This is a genomic window from Listeria sp. SHR_NRA_18, assembly GCF_003856515.1.
In the GTDB taxonomy this organism is placed as follows: domain Bacteria; phylum Bacillota; class Bacilli; order Lactobacillales; family Listeriaceae; genus Listeria_A; species Listeria_A newyorkensis.
Window position 1 is genome coordinate 222,901 of sequence record NZ_QPKR01000003.1, and the last position, 17,670, is coordinate 240,570.

The following is a 17,670-nucleotide window of genomic DNA, read 5'->3' on the forward strand; positions in this document are numbered from 1 at the left end:
ATAAGCTAACAACAAGCAAATAAATTTTCATACTTTCCCTTAAGAATGAAAATCCCAAACTCCCTTTTTGACCACCGCGGTTACTCCCTTTTCCGCGGTGGTTTTTTGTTGTATATTTTTCTAGAAACTTTGTCTTCATTATAATTCTGAAGGACACGCCACACCTCAGCGAAGCGACAAATGCTTAGATCCTAGGCAAAAGCGCGTACCGACGCGGAGCGTACTAAGGTACATTGACTGAAAACAGGGAGGGAGTCTTATCCCCGACCATGTGAGAAGTTATGCGAAACGCAGTGTAGAAGAGCATCGGAACACAGCTTTTAACGACGGAGGTGAGCGTTTGTCGCTCCGCTGAAAGACCAAACTCCCTTTTTGACCACAGTGGTTACTCCCTTTTCCGCGGTGGTTTTTTGTTGTGTGTTTTTCTGGAAATTTTGTCTTAATTATAACTCTGAAGGACAAGCTACTTATTGCAACAACTCACAAACCAAATCGAGAAACTATGATTGCTGTGAATTCAACATTTTCCATAGCGATTTTTTTGCGTTTGAAAAATTTTTTAACAATTACCTTGAAAACGTTTACAATACGTGCTATATTAAACTTAATAAATTTTGTATTTACATATCATATTCTGTAAGGATTGTTACCGTTTATTCGGGCATAACCTAAATGGATTTGAAGTCGCGTCTTTTTGATGCCGCTTGAATCTGTTTGGGTTTCTTTTTTTGACCAGTTTTCAACAGTTTCCCTCAACTGTCGAGATAAAATTTTAACAAAAAAGGAGCAAAATGATGAAAAAGCAGATGTTAAAGATTTTGATGTTGGTTTGTGGTTTAATGCTAGTCGTTGGTTGCAGTAACACGAGCGCTGACTCTAAGGACAAGGATACCACGGCAAAAGATGGAACGGTTACTTTTTACGTAGTGAGACACGGGAAAACGATGCTTAACACGACAGATCGCGTGCAAGGTTGGTCTGACGCTGTACTTACGCCTGCTGGTGAAGAAGTTGTCACGGATGCCGGTAAAGGTTTGAAAGATGTTAAATTTGGCTCAGCGTATAGCAGTGATAGCGGACGAGCGATTCAGACGGCTGATATTATTTTGAAAGAAAATAAGAAATCCGATGGTGTGGAGTTGAAGACAGATCCGCGCTTCCGTGAGTTTAATTTTGGGACATATGAAGGCGATTTAAATCACAATATGTGGACTGACATCGCAAAAAGCCAGGGAAAAACGCTAGAACAGTGGCAAAGCGAAGGCATTTCACCGAAAGATTTTGCGAATAGTGTCGCGGCGCTGGATAAAGAGCGCGTGAAAGACAATGCCAACTGGCCAGCCGAAGACTACGCAACAATCACCGCGCGCCTACAAGAAGGCATTAACGAAGTCGCGAAAAAAGAAAGCAAAAAAGGCGACCACAATGTACTCCTCGTATCCCATGGCTTGAGCATCGGCGCCCTACTTGACAGCATTTCACCGGGCTATAAACTACCAGATGGTGGCTTAAAAAATGCCAGCGTCACAAAAATCGAGTACAAAGACGGCAAATTCACGATTGGCGACGTTAACGACTTAAGCTACGTTGAAAATGGCGCAAAAGAAAAATAACACCAATAAACTTGGCGCACGTCATCCAAATACGCGCACCAAGTTTATTTTTTAATTAAATTCTAATCTAGATCACAGCTAAATCTCCCCGACGACCGTTATTATATAGTTATAAGCTAACAAATTAAATTTTTATTCTTTCCCCTGAGAATAAAATCCCAAACTCCCTTTTTGACCACCGCGGTTCCTCCCTTTTCCGCGGTGGTTTTTTTGTTATATATTTTTCTAGAAACTTTGTCTTCATTATAATTCTGAAGGTCACGCCACACCTCAGCGAAGCGACAAATGCTTAGATCCTAGGCAAAAGCGCGTACCGACGCGGAATGTACTAAGGTACGTGAGCATCGGAACACAGCTTTTAACGACGGAGGTGAGCGTTTGTCGCTTCGCTGAAAGACCAAACTCCCTTTTTGACCACAGTGGTTACTCCCTTTTCCGTGGTGGTTTTTTGTTGTATATTTTTCTAGAAATTTTGTCTGAATTATAATTCTGAAGGTCACGCCACACCTCAGCGAAGCACCAATCGATCAGACCCACTCTGAACAATCTCTGCAAAATCCAAAATACCTTTCACACGGTTCTCATACGTTGCGTCTAATTTGATGACTTTTTCATAGCCTTTTTGTGCAATGCGCGCCCTCAACTCGTCATTTCGAGTGTAAAATGCCACTTTTTCTGCTAATTCTTCTGTGCTACCGAAGAAATCTGCTTCCACTCCGGGTTTAAAAATTTCGACATGTTCCTCGGTTCGTGTTCCCAGAAAAAAGCCCCGACATGCTGGAATTTCAAACGTCCGCGCTGTGTGTTGCTCTGCGGATAATTGCGTCAAAAACCCCACCGAAACCTTTGCACCTTGAAAAACTTTCGCCATTTCCTCGCAAAAAATGGGCCGACCTTCACAATACTTATTTAATTCGTAGTTTTTTGGAATCTTGTCCCACTTTGTTCCCCATACTTTTAAATCATAATTCTCTTTTGCAAGGCTATTTAATGCGTCTGCCCTCGGTGGCTCCATCCTGCCAACGAACGCTACATCAGTTTGGAATCCACGTTTTTCGGCTGCGCTCAACTGTACTGGGTGATGAATATCTGGGTCATATGCATACTTCATAAAGTGCACATTGCGACATCCATACTGCTTATATTTCTCGACTTCGGTTGTCTTCGCAGTCACCACCATATCATACGAAAGAATCGCCTTATCCAAAATCAGCGACGTGTGATAACGATCATCAAAAAGAAAATCTGGATGGAAATGTATCGTTGTAATCCCTCTTAACTTAGCGTACTGAATGATTGCTTCAGTCACCCAGAGCCCCTTCACAACAAATAAAATATCTGGTCGATAGGAGTCAATTGTCCGCTCAATGGTTTTATTGAATTTTTGAAATTTAACTTTCAGCGGAACCTTGCGAACCTTCATGTATAACCGTTCTGGTATGGAATAATTGTAAAAATAGCCGTCCGTTTCAATAATTCGAACGTCGCATCCTAGCTTAGAAAAGCCATTGAAAAGCGATTTACTATTAGAACCTCGCCAACCCGCTCCAACGGCTAAAACTTTGAGCTGTTTCTTCATATCGCCACTCCTGTTCTAATTTTCAAGTTATTTGTATGTCGCGTTTCTGCTCTATTAAATTGATGAGCGTAGCAGCTAAACCGAGTCCGAGCCACACAATTCGCATTTCGAAAATACTGCTACTGCCAATCGATATCGCTGCAAACGCGACTAAAATACAGATTGGGATTGCTGCTAGTAACTGCTGGTTTTGCGCATATACTCTCATAGTGTGGACAATGAACCATATAGCAAACAAAATGAATGGAAAAAAGCCAAGAATACCCACATCGGATAGGTTCGAAAGCCATAGGTTATGCGCGCTCATCGTTCGCTGCATCGTATCCGGTATATTCGATGTCCCGTATAATGCCGTAAAAACGAATTTTGGCGTGACACCTATGCCGACGCCTAGAAAATGATGCTCTTTGCACAGCTGGAAAATGGTCTCGTACATAAATGCTCTTTGGTTGGTGGAATCTGTTTTTCCCGTGAAATAGGCCGTTAATTGCGCTCCATGTTGAACGAGTAAGAAACATAATCCTATTAGCGTGCTCATGATCAATCCGAAAAAGAACATGATTTTATGATGAAATATTTTGTACAGCATTAGTAAAACGACGACTGCAAAAGCGATCAGCCCAGATCTGGACTCGGTTTCTAAGATGATGAAGGTTAGAATTCCAAGTGCTGCGATGCCGATAAGGCTTTTGAAAATTGTTTTTTTGTGGAAAAGGCAGAGTAGTAAAACTGGGATATAGAATGCGAGGTAGGAGCTGTAATCGTTCGTGTTGACGAGTAGCCCTGTAGGTCGCGTGTCTCCGTAAGATAAAATGTTGCCCGCAGAGTATTTCAGATGATCTCCCGTTAGGCTTTCCCATAGACCAATCGCTATCGTCACGATATAGATGAGTACGATCCACGTTAGAATTTGCTTTAATTTTGCAAAGTTATCGATGTAATAAATAAACGCAAATAGTAGATAAAATGACTCTATTTGGTAATATATCGCCATGATGCTGAGCGATGGAGATTGCGTCCATAATAAGCTAAAAATAGAATACAAAATCCAGATTATGAACAGGATTAACGGTATTTTGACGCGATCTAATTTCTTGAAATCCTTTTTTTCGAATAAAAATAAAAGCATGTGTAGGATAATTAAAATTCGGAAAAGAAAGAAGCTCGGAAATGCTGGCAGGGCAAGATATGGTCCTAAAAACCCGCTTATCACAACGCCTATAAAAAGATAATAATTCAATTTTTGAAGCGGTATATCCTTCATCATGTAGCAAGTAATCGCGATAACAAGCATCGCCAAAATAGCTGGTACAAAAGGAACCACTACACTCAACAGCATGAAGAAAATAATCACATTTCGTTTTTTACCATCCCAAGTTTCATTCCATCTATTCATGGTAATGTCCTCTCAAATCTGTAGATACAATCGGGTCGTTGTTTGCTACATTTATTTAATGAAGTTTTTTATATCTAGATTCGTTGGTGGATCTGGTTTCTCCCACCAAGCTTCTTTTACGAGATTTTCAATGGTATTTTCCGCAAATCTTTTTCTGAGAATTTTAGCAGGGACGCCGCCAACAATCGCGTACGGCGGCACATCTTTCGTTACCACAGCGCCGGCAGCCAATATAGCACCGTCACCGATGTTCACACCTTGCATTACGAGAACTCCCCCGCCTATCCAAACATCGTTCCCAATGACCGGCGGATTTTGAAAATTGTCCCAATCTCTGCTGTCGTAAGTGAATGGTGAGGTGGACAGTTTGTCGATTGGATGTTCATCTAAACCAATTTGGCAGTAAGCGGCAATCGAGCAGTACTTTCCTATAATTCCGGAAGCAATAATCGCCCCTTTATTGACATAGGAATAGTCGCCAATACTCACGTTGCTGCCGATGATAACATCTTTATTGATCCAGCACTCCTTTCCTAATGTAACATTCGCGCCAATTTGACTCGACTGAATTCTGTTTTTTGGAAATCGTTTTCTACATTTAATCAGATTCATATAACCTCTTAGCCCCAATGGCATATACTGTTTCATATTCATATTGTAGATCCCCCATCATTTTTAGAAGCAATCAATGTCCTTAAGCTTATTAATAGTATAAAGGAGCTATGTTTTATTTTCAATACAAAACGAGTTGTTTTTAAATGCAAATACTCCTTTTGAGCTCTTTTTTTGTAAACGTATTTTATTATACATCATGGATAAATGCGCTTAATCCTATTATTGCCGTTTTAACCCCGCTCAGAAGCAACTCGAATTGAGTCGTTCCGTGAATGAAATGTCTATACTGTGAACGGAATTTAATATTTTTTACACAATGAAAAAACTGAGCTCGATTTTGCGTTGAGCTCAGTCTATTTTCTATTTAATTAAACCAACCACTGATTCCATCTACAACATAATTCCAAATGCCTGCGAAAAAGTCACCGATACTACCGAGCATCAACATAAACCAGTTTGCTTTATCGACATCGTCTTTTGTGACAACATTGATTGTATCGGTTTTCTTGCCGTCTACGTAACCCAGCGTATCACCGTCTTTCAGCTGAACTGCCATTGTCCCGACTTTCGTGTCTTTCTTCACCGGTGCATCGATTGTTTTTTCATCTAATGCCACTTTTTCATCTAGTTTTGGCTCGGTTGTCGTTTTTGGAACAACGATTTTCACAGCGTCTTTCGTCATTAGGGCAACGCTATCTTCCTTGCCTTTATTAACGGCGAGCGTCTCTTTCACCGCTGTATCTGCTTTGCGAACTTCCATTACTTTAAAATTGTTAAAAGCGAAATCGAGCATTTTATTCGTTTCGTCAAAACGGGTTTTGTCATGTGCGCTAGTTCCGCCATTCGCATGCATCACTACTGTAATCACGCGCATACCGTCTTGAACCGCAGTCGCCGTGAGACATTGTCCTGCATAATCAGTCGTTCCTGTCTTCAAGCCGTCCACGCCTTCACGCGCATAAATCAAGCCCGGCAGTAACCAATTCCAGTTCGTCATATCAATCTGGTCGCTGGTACCTTCGCGGAATTTCTTCTTAGCAATACTTGATGTTTTCAGTACATCGGGATAGTCTTGAATGATGTGCTGTGCCAGTTTTGCCATGCCACGAGCCGTCATTTGGTTCTCATCTTTCGCGCCTCCAACTTGAAACTTGCCTTTTAAATCGGAGTTATTCAGGCCTGTTGCATTGACAAATTTGTGCGCGCCAAGTTTCAAATCATCGGCCTTCTTGTTCATCATGTCGACGAATTTGGCCTCTGAACCAGCGATTTTTTCAGCAACCGCAATGGCTGCACCGTTCGCAGAATAAATCGCGATGGCTTGATAAAGTTCCTCAACAGAGTATTCCTCGCCACGTCTGAGCGGTACATTGGAAAGCGAGCGATCTTGCGAAATTTCATACGCATAATCCGAAATCGTGACTTTATCGTCCCATTTCAGCTTGCCTTTCGCTACAGCTTCCGAGATTAAGTATTCATTCATCATTTTGGTCATTGACGCAATGCCCATGAGTTGATCCGCATTTTTGCCGTATAAAATTTTTCCTGTGCCTTCTTCAATTGTAATTGCCGCGTTTGCATTGACAGTTGGTGGTGCTACTGCCGCATCCGCCGTCACCGGTCCATGTACTAAACTGCTCATTGCCAAAGTTGCCGCTAAAAAGACAACACCTATTTTTGAAAAAATTCTCACCTTACCGCTCCTTCATACACTATCTTTTTTTATTATTAAACAGTCAAGATCAAGCTCCCTTAGCCTCTTGAAAGGTACTTTAAAATTAGAGATACCTCACCATTCTACCATGAATTAAATGGCTAGTATAGGAACTTTAGTCATGAAATTACTTAATTATCGGCAGCAAAATATGGGATGGATGCTCTACATCGTGAAAAATAGTTTGATTGGCAACAACGCTCTCCGTCGTGTCGATAAAGCTGGCACCTGTATTTGGATTCGCGTCGAACCTTGGGAAGTTACTAGATGATATCTCAACACGAATGGCATGATTTTTCAGGAATACATTACTTGTAGACCATAAATTAATCGTATATTTATGCAATCCGTTCTGCACTTTATCTCCGTGTTGTTTAGAAGCGCGAATGATGCCTTCTGTGAGATTATAAGCGGTTCCGTCTGGCAGAACATCTATTAATTTAGCCGTGAAATCTGTGTTTATAGCATCTGTTTTCGCCCATAAAACAACTTCGACTGGTCCTGTTACTTCGATTTCCTCGGTAAACGGGCCTGTTGTGTAACACAATATATCTTCGCGCTCCTCTAAATGGCGTTGATCACGCGGACCATCGGCTTGAATAGCTTTATGAAGCGTTCCACCGCCGTGAGATGGCACCGGATTTTCCGGATCATATGCAAAAACATCACTCGTTTCAGCAGTTTGTGGCCGTTTGAAATCCGCTGTTCCATCACCATGAAGCGTATTCGCCTTGCCTTCGCTGTGGAAATATAATGGCGTGAAATTCGTGTTCTCCAACGGCCAATTTTTAGCTCCCTGCCACTTATTAATTCCCATCGTGAAAATTTGAATCGGCGCTGTGTGCGGTAATGGTTCCCCTTTTAGCCAGTGGTTAAACCATTCTAGGTGGCGCGTATGCATACTTGCCTCACCCCAAGAACCAGCTGCAGTTCCAAAATCACGGTCACCAATCATCGAGATGAAATTGCCATGCGTCCAAGGTCCAATCACGAGTTTGTCTCCAAGGCCTTGACGATGACCCCCAAGGAAGTTCGCGATTGTCTTATCCAGGAAACAGTCATACCACCCCCCGATGTGCAGACCCGGCGTTTTCACTTTATCGTAGTTATCTTTCACACTCGTATTTTTCCAGTGCGGATGATCTAGCGGATAATCAAGAATTTCTGTGAAATATGGCATCGCACCAGTACTTTTAATCGGCGGCCAAGCATTAATTGGTTTGAATTTATACCATTCTTCCAAATTATCGAGATCCTTCTCTAACTGCTCAAACGCAGCTTCCCGTTCTTTAGGATCCGTAATATGACGCGTAATTAAATCCGGCAAAATCGATTCAATACTCCAAGAAGCCCAAGCGCCTAGCTCAAGTGCACCATCATGATCGTTAAACACATCCGTCATATTGTTTTGCGACATCGTTGGGACAATCACTTTCAAACTTGGCGGCTCAGCCATCGCAGCCAATAATTGCGTGTAGCCATAATACGATAACCCAAACATGCCGACCTTCCCATTTGCTTGTGGTAGTTTCGCCGCCCACTCCACCGTATCGTAGCCATCATTTGCCTCATTTATGTACGGAACAAATTCTCCTTCTGAGCTGAAACGTCCACGCACATCTTGAACAACAACAATATATCCATTCTCCGCCAACACATCTGGGCGTAAGAAATGTAATCCAAAAATCTTGCTATACGGGAGTCTTGTTAGTAAAACTGGAAATTCTCCGTCCGCATCCGGGCGATAAACATCTGCATACAACGTCACACCATCTCGCATTTTTGCCGGAACATCTTTTTCAATCTTAATTTTGCAATGTTTCACGTGAAACAACCTCCTTCTATATACTTATTATTGTTTCGTATTCTGGCGCTAGAGTCAAGAAAAGCGCGCAAAAAAAACCAGAGTCCTCCTAATTTAGCATCAGAAATACTCTAGTCTGTCGTTATTTAAGCGAAAATGGCCGCGCTTGCTGTCATAATCATAATGGTCACCAATTTGTAGCTTTCATTAATCAGAATTAGCTTAAATGGCTTCATCTCAAACATGTAATTCTTGATTGCCGATAAGATTGCGATACCAGCGACGAGTAAGCCTCCCAGATAAATATCTAAATCTAGATGAATCAAAACAAAACTCACAAGCAAAGCCACCGCCATTTCAACAACAAGCGTCACAATCATCGGGGTTACCGGTGATGCTTTCTGAACAGCTTCCTCCGTTATTCCTACTGCCTTCATCCACGCCTTTCCAAAAAGCACCGAATACCATAGCGCCCCGACTGCAAAAGCAACTAATCCTGCTAATAATGCAATAATGATGTTCATACATAATCCCCCTTCTTCATGCAAAAACTATATTAGCACGTTTTCGGCGGTTTTAAAACCTTATTATTAATATTTATTCCAGTTCATGGCGAATCAAATCCAGTGGGACTGGCCCAGCAATGCCGATAAATACAAAATCTGTCGAGCCAGTATTCTTCATGCCATGCTTTTCCCCTGGTCTCGCTACACAAACCATCCCTTTTGAGATTTCGACGGACTCGCCGCATTCTGGATAATACGTACCAGAGTCCCCTTCTATACAAATCCAGATATCATCCGCCCGCTTATGAGAATGGAAGTAAAGTTCCTGACCTGGCTTCAAACACCACACAGCACCAACAGTTTGTCCTGTTTCATAAAAAATATTCTTCTTGGCTTGGCTATCATCGAAAGACTTGATTTCATTTACATCAAAAATACGTTCCTTATAATCTTGTACTTTTTTCGCAAACATCATGTAAAGCAACTCCTCTCGAATTTGTGATTATATTCACAAATTATATTTTACACTGGAGGAGACGATAAAGCTTTGTTTCTTTAGACTAATTTTTTAGCACCTTTTTATTTAAATGGGATAAAAAAACTTGATATTTCTATCCGCCGTGTTGTTTAGTTCAACTAGATAGTTTCAGGATTTCGTCTATAATGGCTGACTAACCTTTATGTCCACCAACCATGGATGCTCGCCTTATTCCAGTGGCACCAATTACTAGACTGCTTGCATGCATCAAAGATTGGAAACCATACCTGTCACGAATTTTGTCTATGGTTCGCTCTAGCTGCTCTTGATTGACAGTCTGGACAGCACTTTCAAACAGGTTTAACTGCGTTCCTTCTTTATAACGAATTTTGCCAAGCTGAATGGATAGACTGCGAATTGGCTCATTAGCGACATGTTTTCGGAATATATGGAGTGCGTAGGTCGTTATTTTCTTACTGCTGTCGGTCGGGTGAATTTTCAATTGGCTGCCGAAGCCTTTTAGTGTACTGTAGCGACTATAGCCTATCGACACGTGGACAACAGATGTTTCTGCATGCTCCCGTCGCAATCGCATCGCTATATCTTCCACCATTTCGCGGATGACAATCTCAACTTCCTTGTGATTCGCATAATCTCGTTCTAATATCTGGCTCTTGCCATAACTCTTCGACAAGGGAACGTACTTCTCTGCCAAATCTGTGTAATCAATACCGTTAGCATGATAAAAAAGTTCCTCTCCAACGATTCCCATCGCGTGGCGCAAATAATTAGGTTCTGCATGTGCTAAATCATAGATGGTATAGATGCCTATGCGATTCAATTGGACTTCTGTTCTGCGTCCGATTCCCCACATTTTTGTCATCGGCTTTACTTGCCACAATTTGTTCGGGACATCGGCATAGCGCCATTCTGCAATCCCATTGGGGTGGTGTTTTGCCTCGACATCTAAGGCTACTTTCGCAAGTAATGGATTCTCTCCAATTCCAATGGTGACATATAGTCGTAACTCATCTAAAATGTCTTGCTGTATCCGTTTTGCGATTGTCATGGTGTCCCCAAATAGACTATGTGAATGGGATACATCCAAAATAGCCTCATCAATGGAGTAAATTAGCAAATGTTCTGGTCCTACATATCGTTTGAATATCGCGATAATCATTTCATTGACTTGAAGATATAATTTCATCCGCGGTTCTGCGACGACAATTCGCGCATCTTCTGGTATTTCGTAACGTCTTGATCCTGTTTTAATATTGAATGTATCCTTCATTTTCTGTGTGGCTGCGAGCACTAAACCGCCTTGGCTTTCTTGATTACTCATCACGACTAAATAGGCCTCTAAAGGGTTTAGACGTCTTTTCACACATTCAACAGATGCGAAAAAAGCTTTTTACATCGATGCATAGAATATCTCGTTTTGGCGTGCTTTCGTAGTCAATTAGCTGTACCATTTCTCAATCCGCCTCTCTTCTACGTGACGAATGTTGGGTAGCTCAATCGCATGGATGCCCGTACTTGTGCGAATATAAATGCTGTCTCCTTCGATGCCGATTAATTGCCCGATAATATCTGGTTGTGCCTCAGCGCCAATCGGCTGATATTCTTGAATCGCAAGCATCACATGGTTAGAGGTCGCGTGACTTAATACGGATTGGATACTCGCCTCATCCATCGCTACTTTCCACTGCGGCGTTCTATTGGATTGCTCCATATGAGCAGTATGTTCACTCAGTATGAACCCGCCCCACTTCTTTAGTCCTCGATCTTTGTAGGCCATCCTAAATCGCCTCCTGTTTATTGGCTGGATGAAAAATTCGATGCTATTTTCTCCACCACTCTAATTAACAGTATACAAACATATGTTCGTTTCCGCAAGTCACTAAAGAACTATTTAAAATCAAGAACGAATAGGCTACTGGATTTCCAATTTAAAGCATTACACGCAAAAATACACATCCAAAACCATTCTCGGGTCAGGATGTGCACTGTTTCTTTATTTTAGTTTCAACTTCGCCAACGCTTCTGCCATCGGGTTATTGAACGGTTCTTCTTCTTTCTTGTTTTGCTTTTTCATGTAGTTTGCAACTTCGCTTTTCGAGACGTTTTTATTTTTCTCATTGCCTCGGCGGGCGTTGAATGCGGATAGTTTTTCACGATGACCACAAGAACAAGTGAAGATTTGTTTGTCGCCTTCACCGCGCAGTTCCATGCGTTTATGGCAGTTTGGACAGCGGGCGTTTGTTGTTCTCGCAACGGATTCACGATGGCCACATTCGCGATCTTGACACACGAGCATGGTGCCTTTTTTACCTTTGACTTTAAGCATCAGTTTGCCGCAATCTGGGCACTTGGTCGATGTAATATTATCGTGTTTGAATTTCTTATCGTTTTGCTTGATTTCCGTCACGGCTTTTTTGGCGTAGTCGCGCATTTCGTTCGTAAATGTTGTTTTATCTAGTTGGGCTTTTGCGATTTTCGATAGTTTTTGCTCCCAGATTGCGGTTAGTTCTGGGGATTTCAAATCAGCTGGCACAAGATCTAGCAACTGGCGGCCTTTTGACGTAATCATGATGTCTTTGCCTTGCTTCTCTAGGGAAAAACTGTTGAAAAGTTTCTCGATAATGTCGGCGCGTGTTGCAACGGTGCCAAGCCCACCTGTCTCGCCGAGCGTTTTCGCCAGATCTTTTTTACCACTGGATAGGCTTGGGTTTTCCATCGCGGAAAGTAATGTTGCTTCATTATATCGAGCTGGTGGCTTCGTTTTGCCTGTCGTTAGCTGGATGTCGCGAACCTTCAACTGCTCGCCTTTTTTCAATTTTGTTACCGTATCTGTGTCGTTGTCTTCATTATAGACGGCTTTCCAACCGAGTGATTTCACGACTTTGCCTTTTAAGCCGAAAGTTTCGTTGCCGATTTTGGCTTGCACGGCGGTTTCTTCATACACGAACGGTGCGGAAAGGACGGCTAAAAAGCGCTTCACAACGAGATCATAAATCTTGCGTTCCCGGTCGTTTAGGTCGGACAAACTTGGCGTTTCTTCCGTCGGGATAATCGCGTGGTGATCGCTTACTTTGCTATTATCGACGAATGACTTGTTCGCCTTGATTGGCTTCGATGCAACGGCGCGTGCCGGTTTCGCGTACGGACCAATGCCACACGCTTCGACGCGTTCTTTCAACGTTGGCACGATATCATCGGAAATAAAGCGTGAATCGGTACGCGGATACGTCAGAATTTTATGGCGTTCATATAGGACTTGCATGATATTGAGCGTTTCTTTAGCGGAAAAATCGAAGCGTTTATTGGCGTCACGTTGCAGTTCCGTCAAATCGTACAGACCCGGCGCGTGCGTTTTCTTCTCTTTCACAGCCACATCGGTAATCACGGCTTCCTTCCCATTCAGGCTCCGCGCGATTTTCTCAGCCTCGGCCTCATCAAAAGTCTGGCCTTTACTCCAAGCAAAGCTACCTTGTTCCGTCACCGCGGTCAATTGGTAAAATTCCTTGGGCTTAAATTGGCGAATTTCTTCTTCGCGCCCAGCAATCATCGCAAGTGTCGGCGTTTGCACGCGTCCACAAGAAAGTTGCGCGTTATATTTTGTCGTCAGGGCACGCGTGGCATTGATTCCAACCACCCAGTCAGCTTCAGAACGCGCCTCAGCGGAACGATACAGGTTTTCGTAAGCTTTGCCCGGTTGTAATTTACTGAAACCTTCACGAATCGCCTTGTCGGTTACAGACGAAATCCAGAGACGCTTGATTGGCTTCTTCACTTTGGCGTATTCGATAATCCAACGCGCCACGAGCTCGCCTTCACGCCCTGCATCCGTCGCGATGACGATGGAATCCACGTCTTTACGCGTCATCAGACTTTTCACCGTTTCATATTGTTTACGCGTTTGTTTGATTGGTACGAGTTTCATTTTTTGCGGGAGCATCGGTAAATCTTCCATGTTCCACGATTTATATTTGGCGTCGTAATTCTCTGGATCGGCGAGCGTGATTAAGTGGCCCAGCGCCCAAGTTACGATATATTTCGAGCCTTCCAGGTAGCCGTTCTTGCCTTGTTTGCAGCCAAGAACGCGCGCAATATCTTTCCCAACAGAAGGCTTCTCTGCTAAAACTACTGTTTTTGTCATTTTAAAATTCCTTTCTGGATTATGAGATATGTTTATTCTATCATAAATGAGCTTAACATACTCCAAACGCCAATCAAAACCCGGATAGAAGCCATGTTACAGCTCCGATCCGGGTTACCTTTTTACTTATTCTTTCTTGTCTTCGTCTTTATCTTTTTTCGAGCGTTTTCCTAACCAGAATGCTAGGAGTACGAGTAGAATCAGTGCTAGCGCGCCGCCTGCTACGTACCACCAGGTGTAGTCTTTCTCAAGTTCTACCGCGGTGTCGTTCAGTTTCTTCGCGTCGTCGCCCTTAATGGTGAATTCTTCATCCCATTTCCATGTTTTATCTCCGGATGTTGCTACCATTTTCAAACGGTATTTCCCGGCTTTTAGTGGCTGGTTTTCCCAATCGATTGCATAGTTAAAATTGGAATTTGGCGCCATTCTTAAATTATCGCGTTTTGCTTGGTGCAACACTTGATCGTCCCCTGATTTGTAAACTTTCGCGTCAATCATTAGCGGTTTGATCATCGTCGCTTCTGGATTTTGCAGGTTCGCCGTCACCACGTTGCGATAATTGATTTGTTGCGGTTTAATCGCATGCAATTTCATGTCAGGCTCTACAACCGTATCGTTTTCCGATAGTTGCACGCCGACCACATACGCATAGCGATTCTTGATTTGTACCCCTTTGCCATCTTCTTTTTTCGCGTCAGGGTCTTCTTTTTCAATGAATTGTAAGCCGCCTAAAATAATGCCGTCAAAGGACGCGGCGGGCATCGTTACCGTTACCTTGATTGTCTTACTGCTGTTCGCGGGAAGCACGGCCTCATCGTCGGTTTTCGCAATTTCGGAAAATGGTGTTTTAAGCGATTTATCCAGTTTCGGATCGGTTTGGCTGTAGTCCACAATCCCATTATCGTTGGTAACCGCCGTGTTTGCGTTGGTTTCAATCGTGATTTCCTTATCTGTATCGTTTTTAAGTACAACCTCTAAATCCTGTTTTTGGCCTGGTTTCATGCGTAAGTCGAAGTACGTTTTGGATTTATCGATTTGGTTATCTGGAATAACCGCCGTTACCGAGAAATTCGCGGCCGCCTCAGGGCTTAACGGATGAAATAACACCCCTATCAACATAATGGGCAACACTAAAAGTAACATGAACTTCTTCACAAAATCCCAACTCCTTTCAATTCTCTCTTTTAAAAAATAGTTTGTATACCTCCATTACCAGTACCCGTTGATTCGGTTTTAAAAACTAAAAAATTTTTCCTGTTTCCGTAAAAAAAGGATTGTTTTGGTGAACGTTTTGTGATTATCGTCTTTTTCACCCTTTTTAGCAACAAAAAAAGATAGCATCCCAATTTGAGCTCACTTATGCTTGTAACAGTACAGTATAGAAAGGGTGGAAATAGTGAAAAAAATACAAATCTATTCTTGGATGACATGCTTAATTATTGCCATTTTTGTGATTTTACCATTATCAACAAAAGCGGCGGAAAACGGCTTTATTCCAACTGTAAACATTGTTACAACGACTGGAAATGTGGTCGGTCTACCGTCAGAAGTGGATCAGGCAGACAGTGCTTATAAGTTAACGAAAGCAAAAGTACGATGGGACGCTGTTGATCCAGCAATTTTTAACGGGGTTGGGGAACATGTAATACATGGAACAACCGAAAATGGGCAGCGTGCCGTGAAAGGTGTGATTCATGTTTTTGCGAATACGAAGCCGGTGAATGTGGCTGCGATTGGCGATAGTATCACATATGGTATGAATGTGGAGAATTGGGCTTATAATGCTTATCCGAAACAGCTGAACAATCGGCTTGGAACGAATTACAATGTCACAAATTATGGGAATAGCGGGAAAACGTTGCTGGAGAGCGGAAATGATCCGTATATTCGCACGACTCAGTATACGCAAAGCCTTGCTTCTAATCCAAATGTCGTGATTATTCAACTCGGAACAAATGATTCGAAACCTGCGAATTTTGCGAAAATCGATTCGTTTGTTAGCGATTACGTGAAGTTAATTAACAAATATCAGACGCTGGCGACGAAACCTGTTGTCTATGTAGCGCTACCACCAGTCGTGTTTAACACGGCGTACACGATTAACCAAGCAAATATGGATAAAATTTTGCCAAAAATCGTGGAAGCTGCTGAAAAAGCGAATGTAGACGTTTCGATTATCGATAATCAGACGGCGACGGTTGGCGCGAAGGAGTTTGTGCCTGATAATGTGCATCCGAATGGAAAAGGCGCCGCGATTTTGGCAAACAATGTGTACCATACGATAACAGGAGAGCAACCTGAATTGTCTGAAAAAGTAGCGGCGAATGCCTATAATACGAGCTATGGCGCGATTAATGCGATTCCTACTACAGCAGACAAAACGCTATTTTTATCCAACATTTCGACGCAAAACTGGGTTTCTTATAAAAATGTGAATTTTGATAAGTCTCTTGGTAACTTGCAAATGTCGGCAGCGGTTCCCTATAATGCCACAACGGTTGAAGTGAGGCTGGATAGTCCAACTGGTACAACAATTGGGACGAAAGCACTGAAGCAAACTGGAAACGTGAATACATGGGCATTAAACACAATTCCGACAACGGATGTGACAGGTACGCATGATGTCTATTTTGTTTTTAGCCGACCTTCTACAGCAGCGAGTGTTGAGGTGGCGCGTTTAGGAAGTATCGATTTTTCCTATGATGCCACGAAGCCTACCGAAATTATGTCCGCACAAGACCTTGAAGCAGCTTTGGCAAGTGGACTGACGAATCTGAAATTGATGAACAACATTACGTTTACGAAGAATTTACAGCTTTCTGACGACACAAAATTAAACCTAAATGGCTTCACGATGGACACCGCCAATTATTATTTAAGCAAAAATGACACGGTTGGAAAACGCATTCAATTTGACATTTTTGGTGGTAATGTCGCTGGTAAGAACGCCTACGGGAGCATTTACAGCGCCACTTCTGAGAATAGCAACTACGGCATGAATATTAACGCGAAGGACATCACGTTTAACGGGACTCTCTTTATTCGCAATAACGTGCTAAACGCGACAGTGACTTTTGATGGTCATAATGTAATTAAATCAACAACTGGGAGCAATGTCTACGTTCGCAACATGACGATCAAGGCGGGCGCATATTACTACGGTTCCACGGAGGGCGGCGGTTCATCCAATGAAAGTGGCTCGACGGTTATCACGATGGGCGCCGGCAATACCGATAAGAATTTCATCGTAGAACCTCAGGCAAAAGTCGAGCTGTACCCCGGCAGCAAAGGTACGGGTTACGGACAAAATGCGATTTACGGTTTCTCAAAAATCAATATTGCAGACGGCGCTAGTTTCACGGCAAGCGGTGCTAGACCAATGATTCGTACGGAATATACGGCAAAAAATGCACGTGTAGAAGTTGCGCCAAATGCGGTATTTGATGTTCGCACAACAGAAGCAGCAGAAGGGTTTTCATTCAGCTATGGCATCGATTACGTTTTCGATCACGCCATCTATCTGAACTTGGAGAGTCCAACTAAAACGAGCTTCATGTACGCCCACCGCAATAGTTCTATAAGCATTTACGGTGGCAAAATCAGCGTCTGGACTGCAGCAAATAGCACACAAAATTGGGATTCCGTCGATGTTTTCCAACTGAATAATATTCTTAGCGGCAAAAATATGGGCACCCTAACGACAAGCTCGGCCGAACTGAAAAACACATTCGGTAGTCTTGCGAATTATGTAAGACTCACGAATCAAAATTAAACGAAAAATAGCAGTATCTGGACCCGATAATCAT

At 42.6% G+C, this 17,670-nt stretch carries 12 protein-coding genes and 1 pseudogene; 2 read left to right on the plus strand and 11 right to left on the minus strand.

Going from position 1 to position 17,670, the window contains the following annotated elements; translation table 11 throughout:
* Positions 1 to 794: 794 nt before the first annotated feature.
* The gene (locus DUK53_RS06675; protein ID WP_036093046.1) at positions 795 to 1,613 is read left to right on the plus strand and encodes a histidine phosphatase family protein; all 819 of its coding nucleotides are present in this window, start codon (positions 795 to 797) and stop codon (positions 1,611 to 1,613) included.
* Positions 1,614 to 2,121: 508 nt separating this feature from the next.
* On the opposite strand, the gene DUK53_RS06680 is transcribed toward DUK53_RS06675, so the two are convergent.
* The 11 genes and pseudogenes from DUK53_RS06680 to DUK53_RS06730 form a co-directional block, all read right to left on the minus strand.
* Positions 2,122 to 3,192 (minus strand): CgeB family protein, encoded by a 1,071-nt coding sequence (locus tag DUK53_RS06680; protein WP_052164975.1) that lies wholly within the window; start codon positions 3,190 to 3,192, stop codon positions 2,122 to 2,124.
* 22 nt (positions 3,193 to 3,214) lie between these two features.
* A complete protein-coding gene (locus DUK53_RS06685) occupies positions 3,215 to 4,588 on the minus strand; it encodes an O-antigen ligase family protein (protein WP_036132507.1) in 1,374 nt (457 codons plus the stop codon).
* 51 nt (positions 4,589 to 4,639) lie between these two features.
* Positions 4,640 to 5,242, minus strand: coding sequence for a xenobiotic acyltransferase family protein (locus DUK53_RS17960; RefSeq protein ID WP_036093043.1), 603 nt, complete (start codon positions 5,240 to 5,242; stop codon positions 4,640 to 4,642).
* A 325-nt stretch (positions 5,243 to 5,567) separates the two neighbouring features.
* Positions 5,568 to 6,845, minus strand: coding sequence for a D-alanyl-D-alanine carboxypeptidase PBPD1 (gene pbpD1, locus DUK53_RS06695; RefSeq protein ID WP_052164994.1), 1,278 nt, complete (start codon positions 6,843 to 6,845; stop codon positions 5,568 to 5,570).
* Between the two features lie 199 nt (positions 6,846 to 7,044).
* Positions 7,045 to 8,742, minus strand: a complete 1,698-nt coding sequence (locus DUK53_RS06700; RefSeq protein WP_036132503.1) for a CocE/NonD family hydrolase — start codon at positions 8,740 to 8,742, stop codon at positions 7,045 to 7,047.
* 125 nt (positions 8,743 to 8,867) lie between these two features.
* Positions 8,868 to 9,245, minus strand: coding sequence for a DUF1761 domain-containing protein (locus DUK53_RS06705; RefSeq protein ID WP_036132501.1), 378 nt, complete (start codon positions 9,243 to 9,245; stop codon positions 8,868 to 8,870).
* A gap of 73 nt (positions 9,246 to 9,318) precedes the next feature.
* Positions 9,319 to 9,702 carry a cupin domain-containing protein gene (locus tag DUK53_RS06710; RefSeq protein ID WP_236637275.1) on the minus strand — a complete coding sequence of 128 codons (384 nt, stop codon included), beginning with the start codon at positions 9,700 to 9,702 and terminating at the stop codon, positions 9,319 to 9,321.
* Between the two features lie 196 nt (positions 9,703 to 9,898).
* Positions 9,899 to 11,177: pseudogene (locus DUK53_RS06715) on the minus strand (Y-family DNA polymerase).
* Complete coding sequence (locus DUK53_RS06720) at positions 11,165 to 11,503, minus strand: hypothetical protein (protein WP_036093035.1); 339 nt, start codon at positions 11,501 to 11,503, stop codon at positions 11,165 to 11,167. The pseudogene DUK53_RS06715 and the gene DUK53_RS06720 overlap by 13 nt, the downstream one beginning before the upstream one ends.
* A gap of 216 nt (positions 11,504 to 11,719) precedes the next feature.
* Positions 11,720 to 13,864, minus strand: a complete 2,145-nt coding sequence (locus tag DUK53_RS06725; protein ID WP_036132497.1) for a DNA topoisomerase III — start codon at positions 13,862 to 13,864, stop codon at positions 11,720 to 11,722.
* Between the two features lie 126 nt (positions 13,865 to 13,990).
* Positions 13,991 to 15,007, minus strand: coding sequence for a WxLIP family cell surface protein (locus DUK53_RS06730; protein WP_036093207.1), 1,017 nt, complete (start codon positions 15,005 to 15,007; stop codon positions 13,991 to 13,993).
* A 253-nt stretch (positions 15,008 to 15,260) separates the two neighbouring features.
* On the opposite strand from DUK53_RS06730, the gene DUK53_RS06735 reads away from it, so the two are divergent.
* Entirely contained in the window at positions 15,261 to 17,636 is a 2,376-nt protein-coding gene (locus DUK53_RS06735) for a GDSL-type esterase/lipase family protein (RefSeq protein WP_052164974.1), read from the plus strand.
* The last annotated feature ends 34 nt before the right edge of the window (positions 17,637 to 17,670 follow it).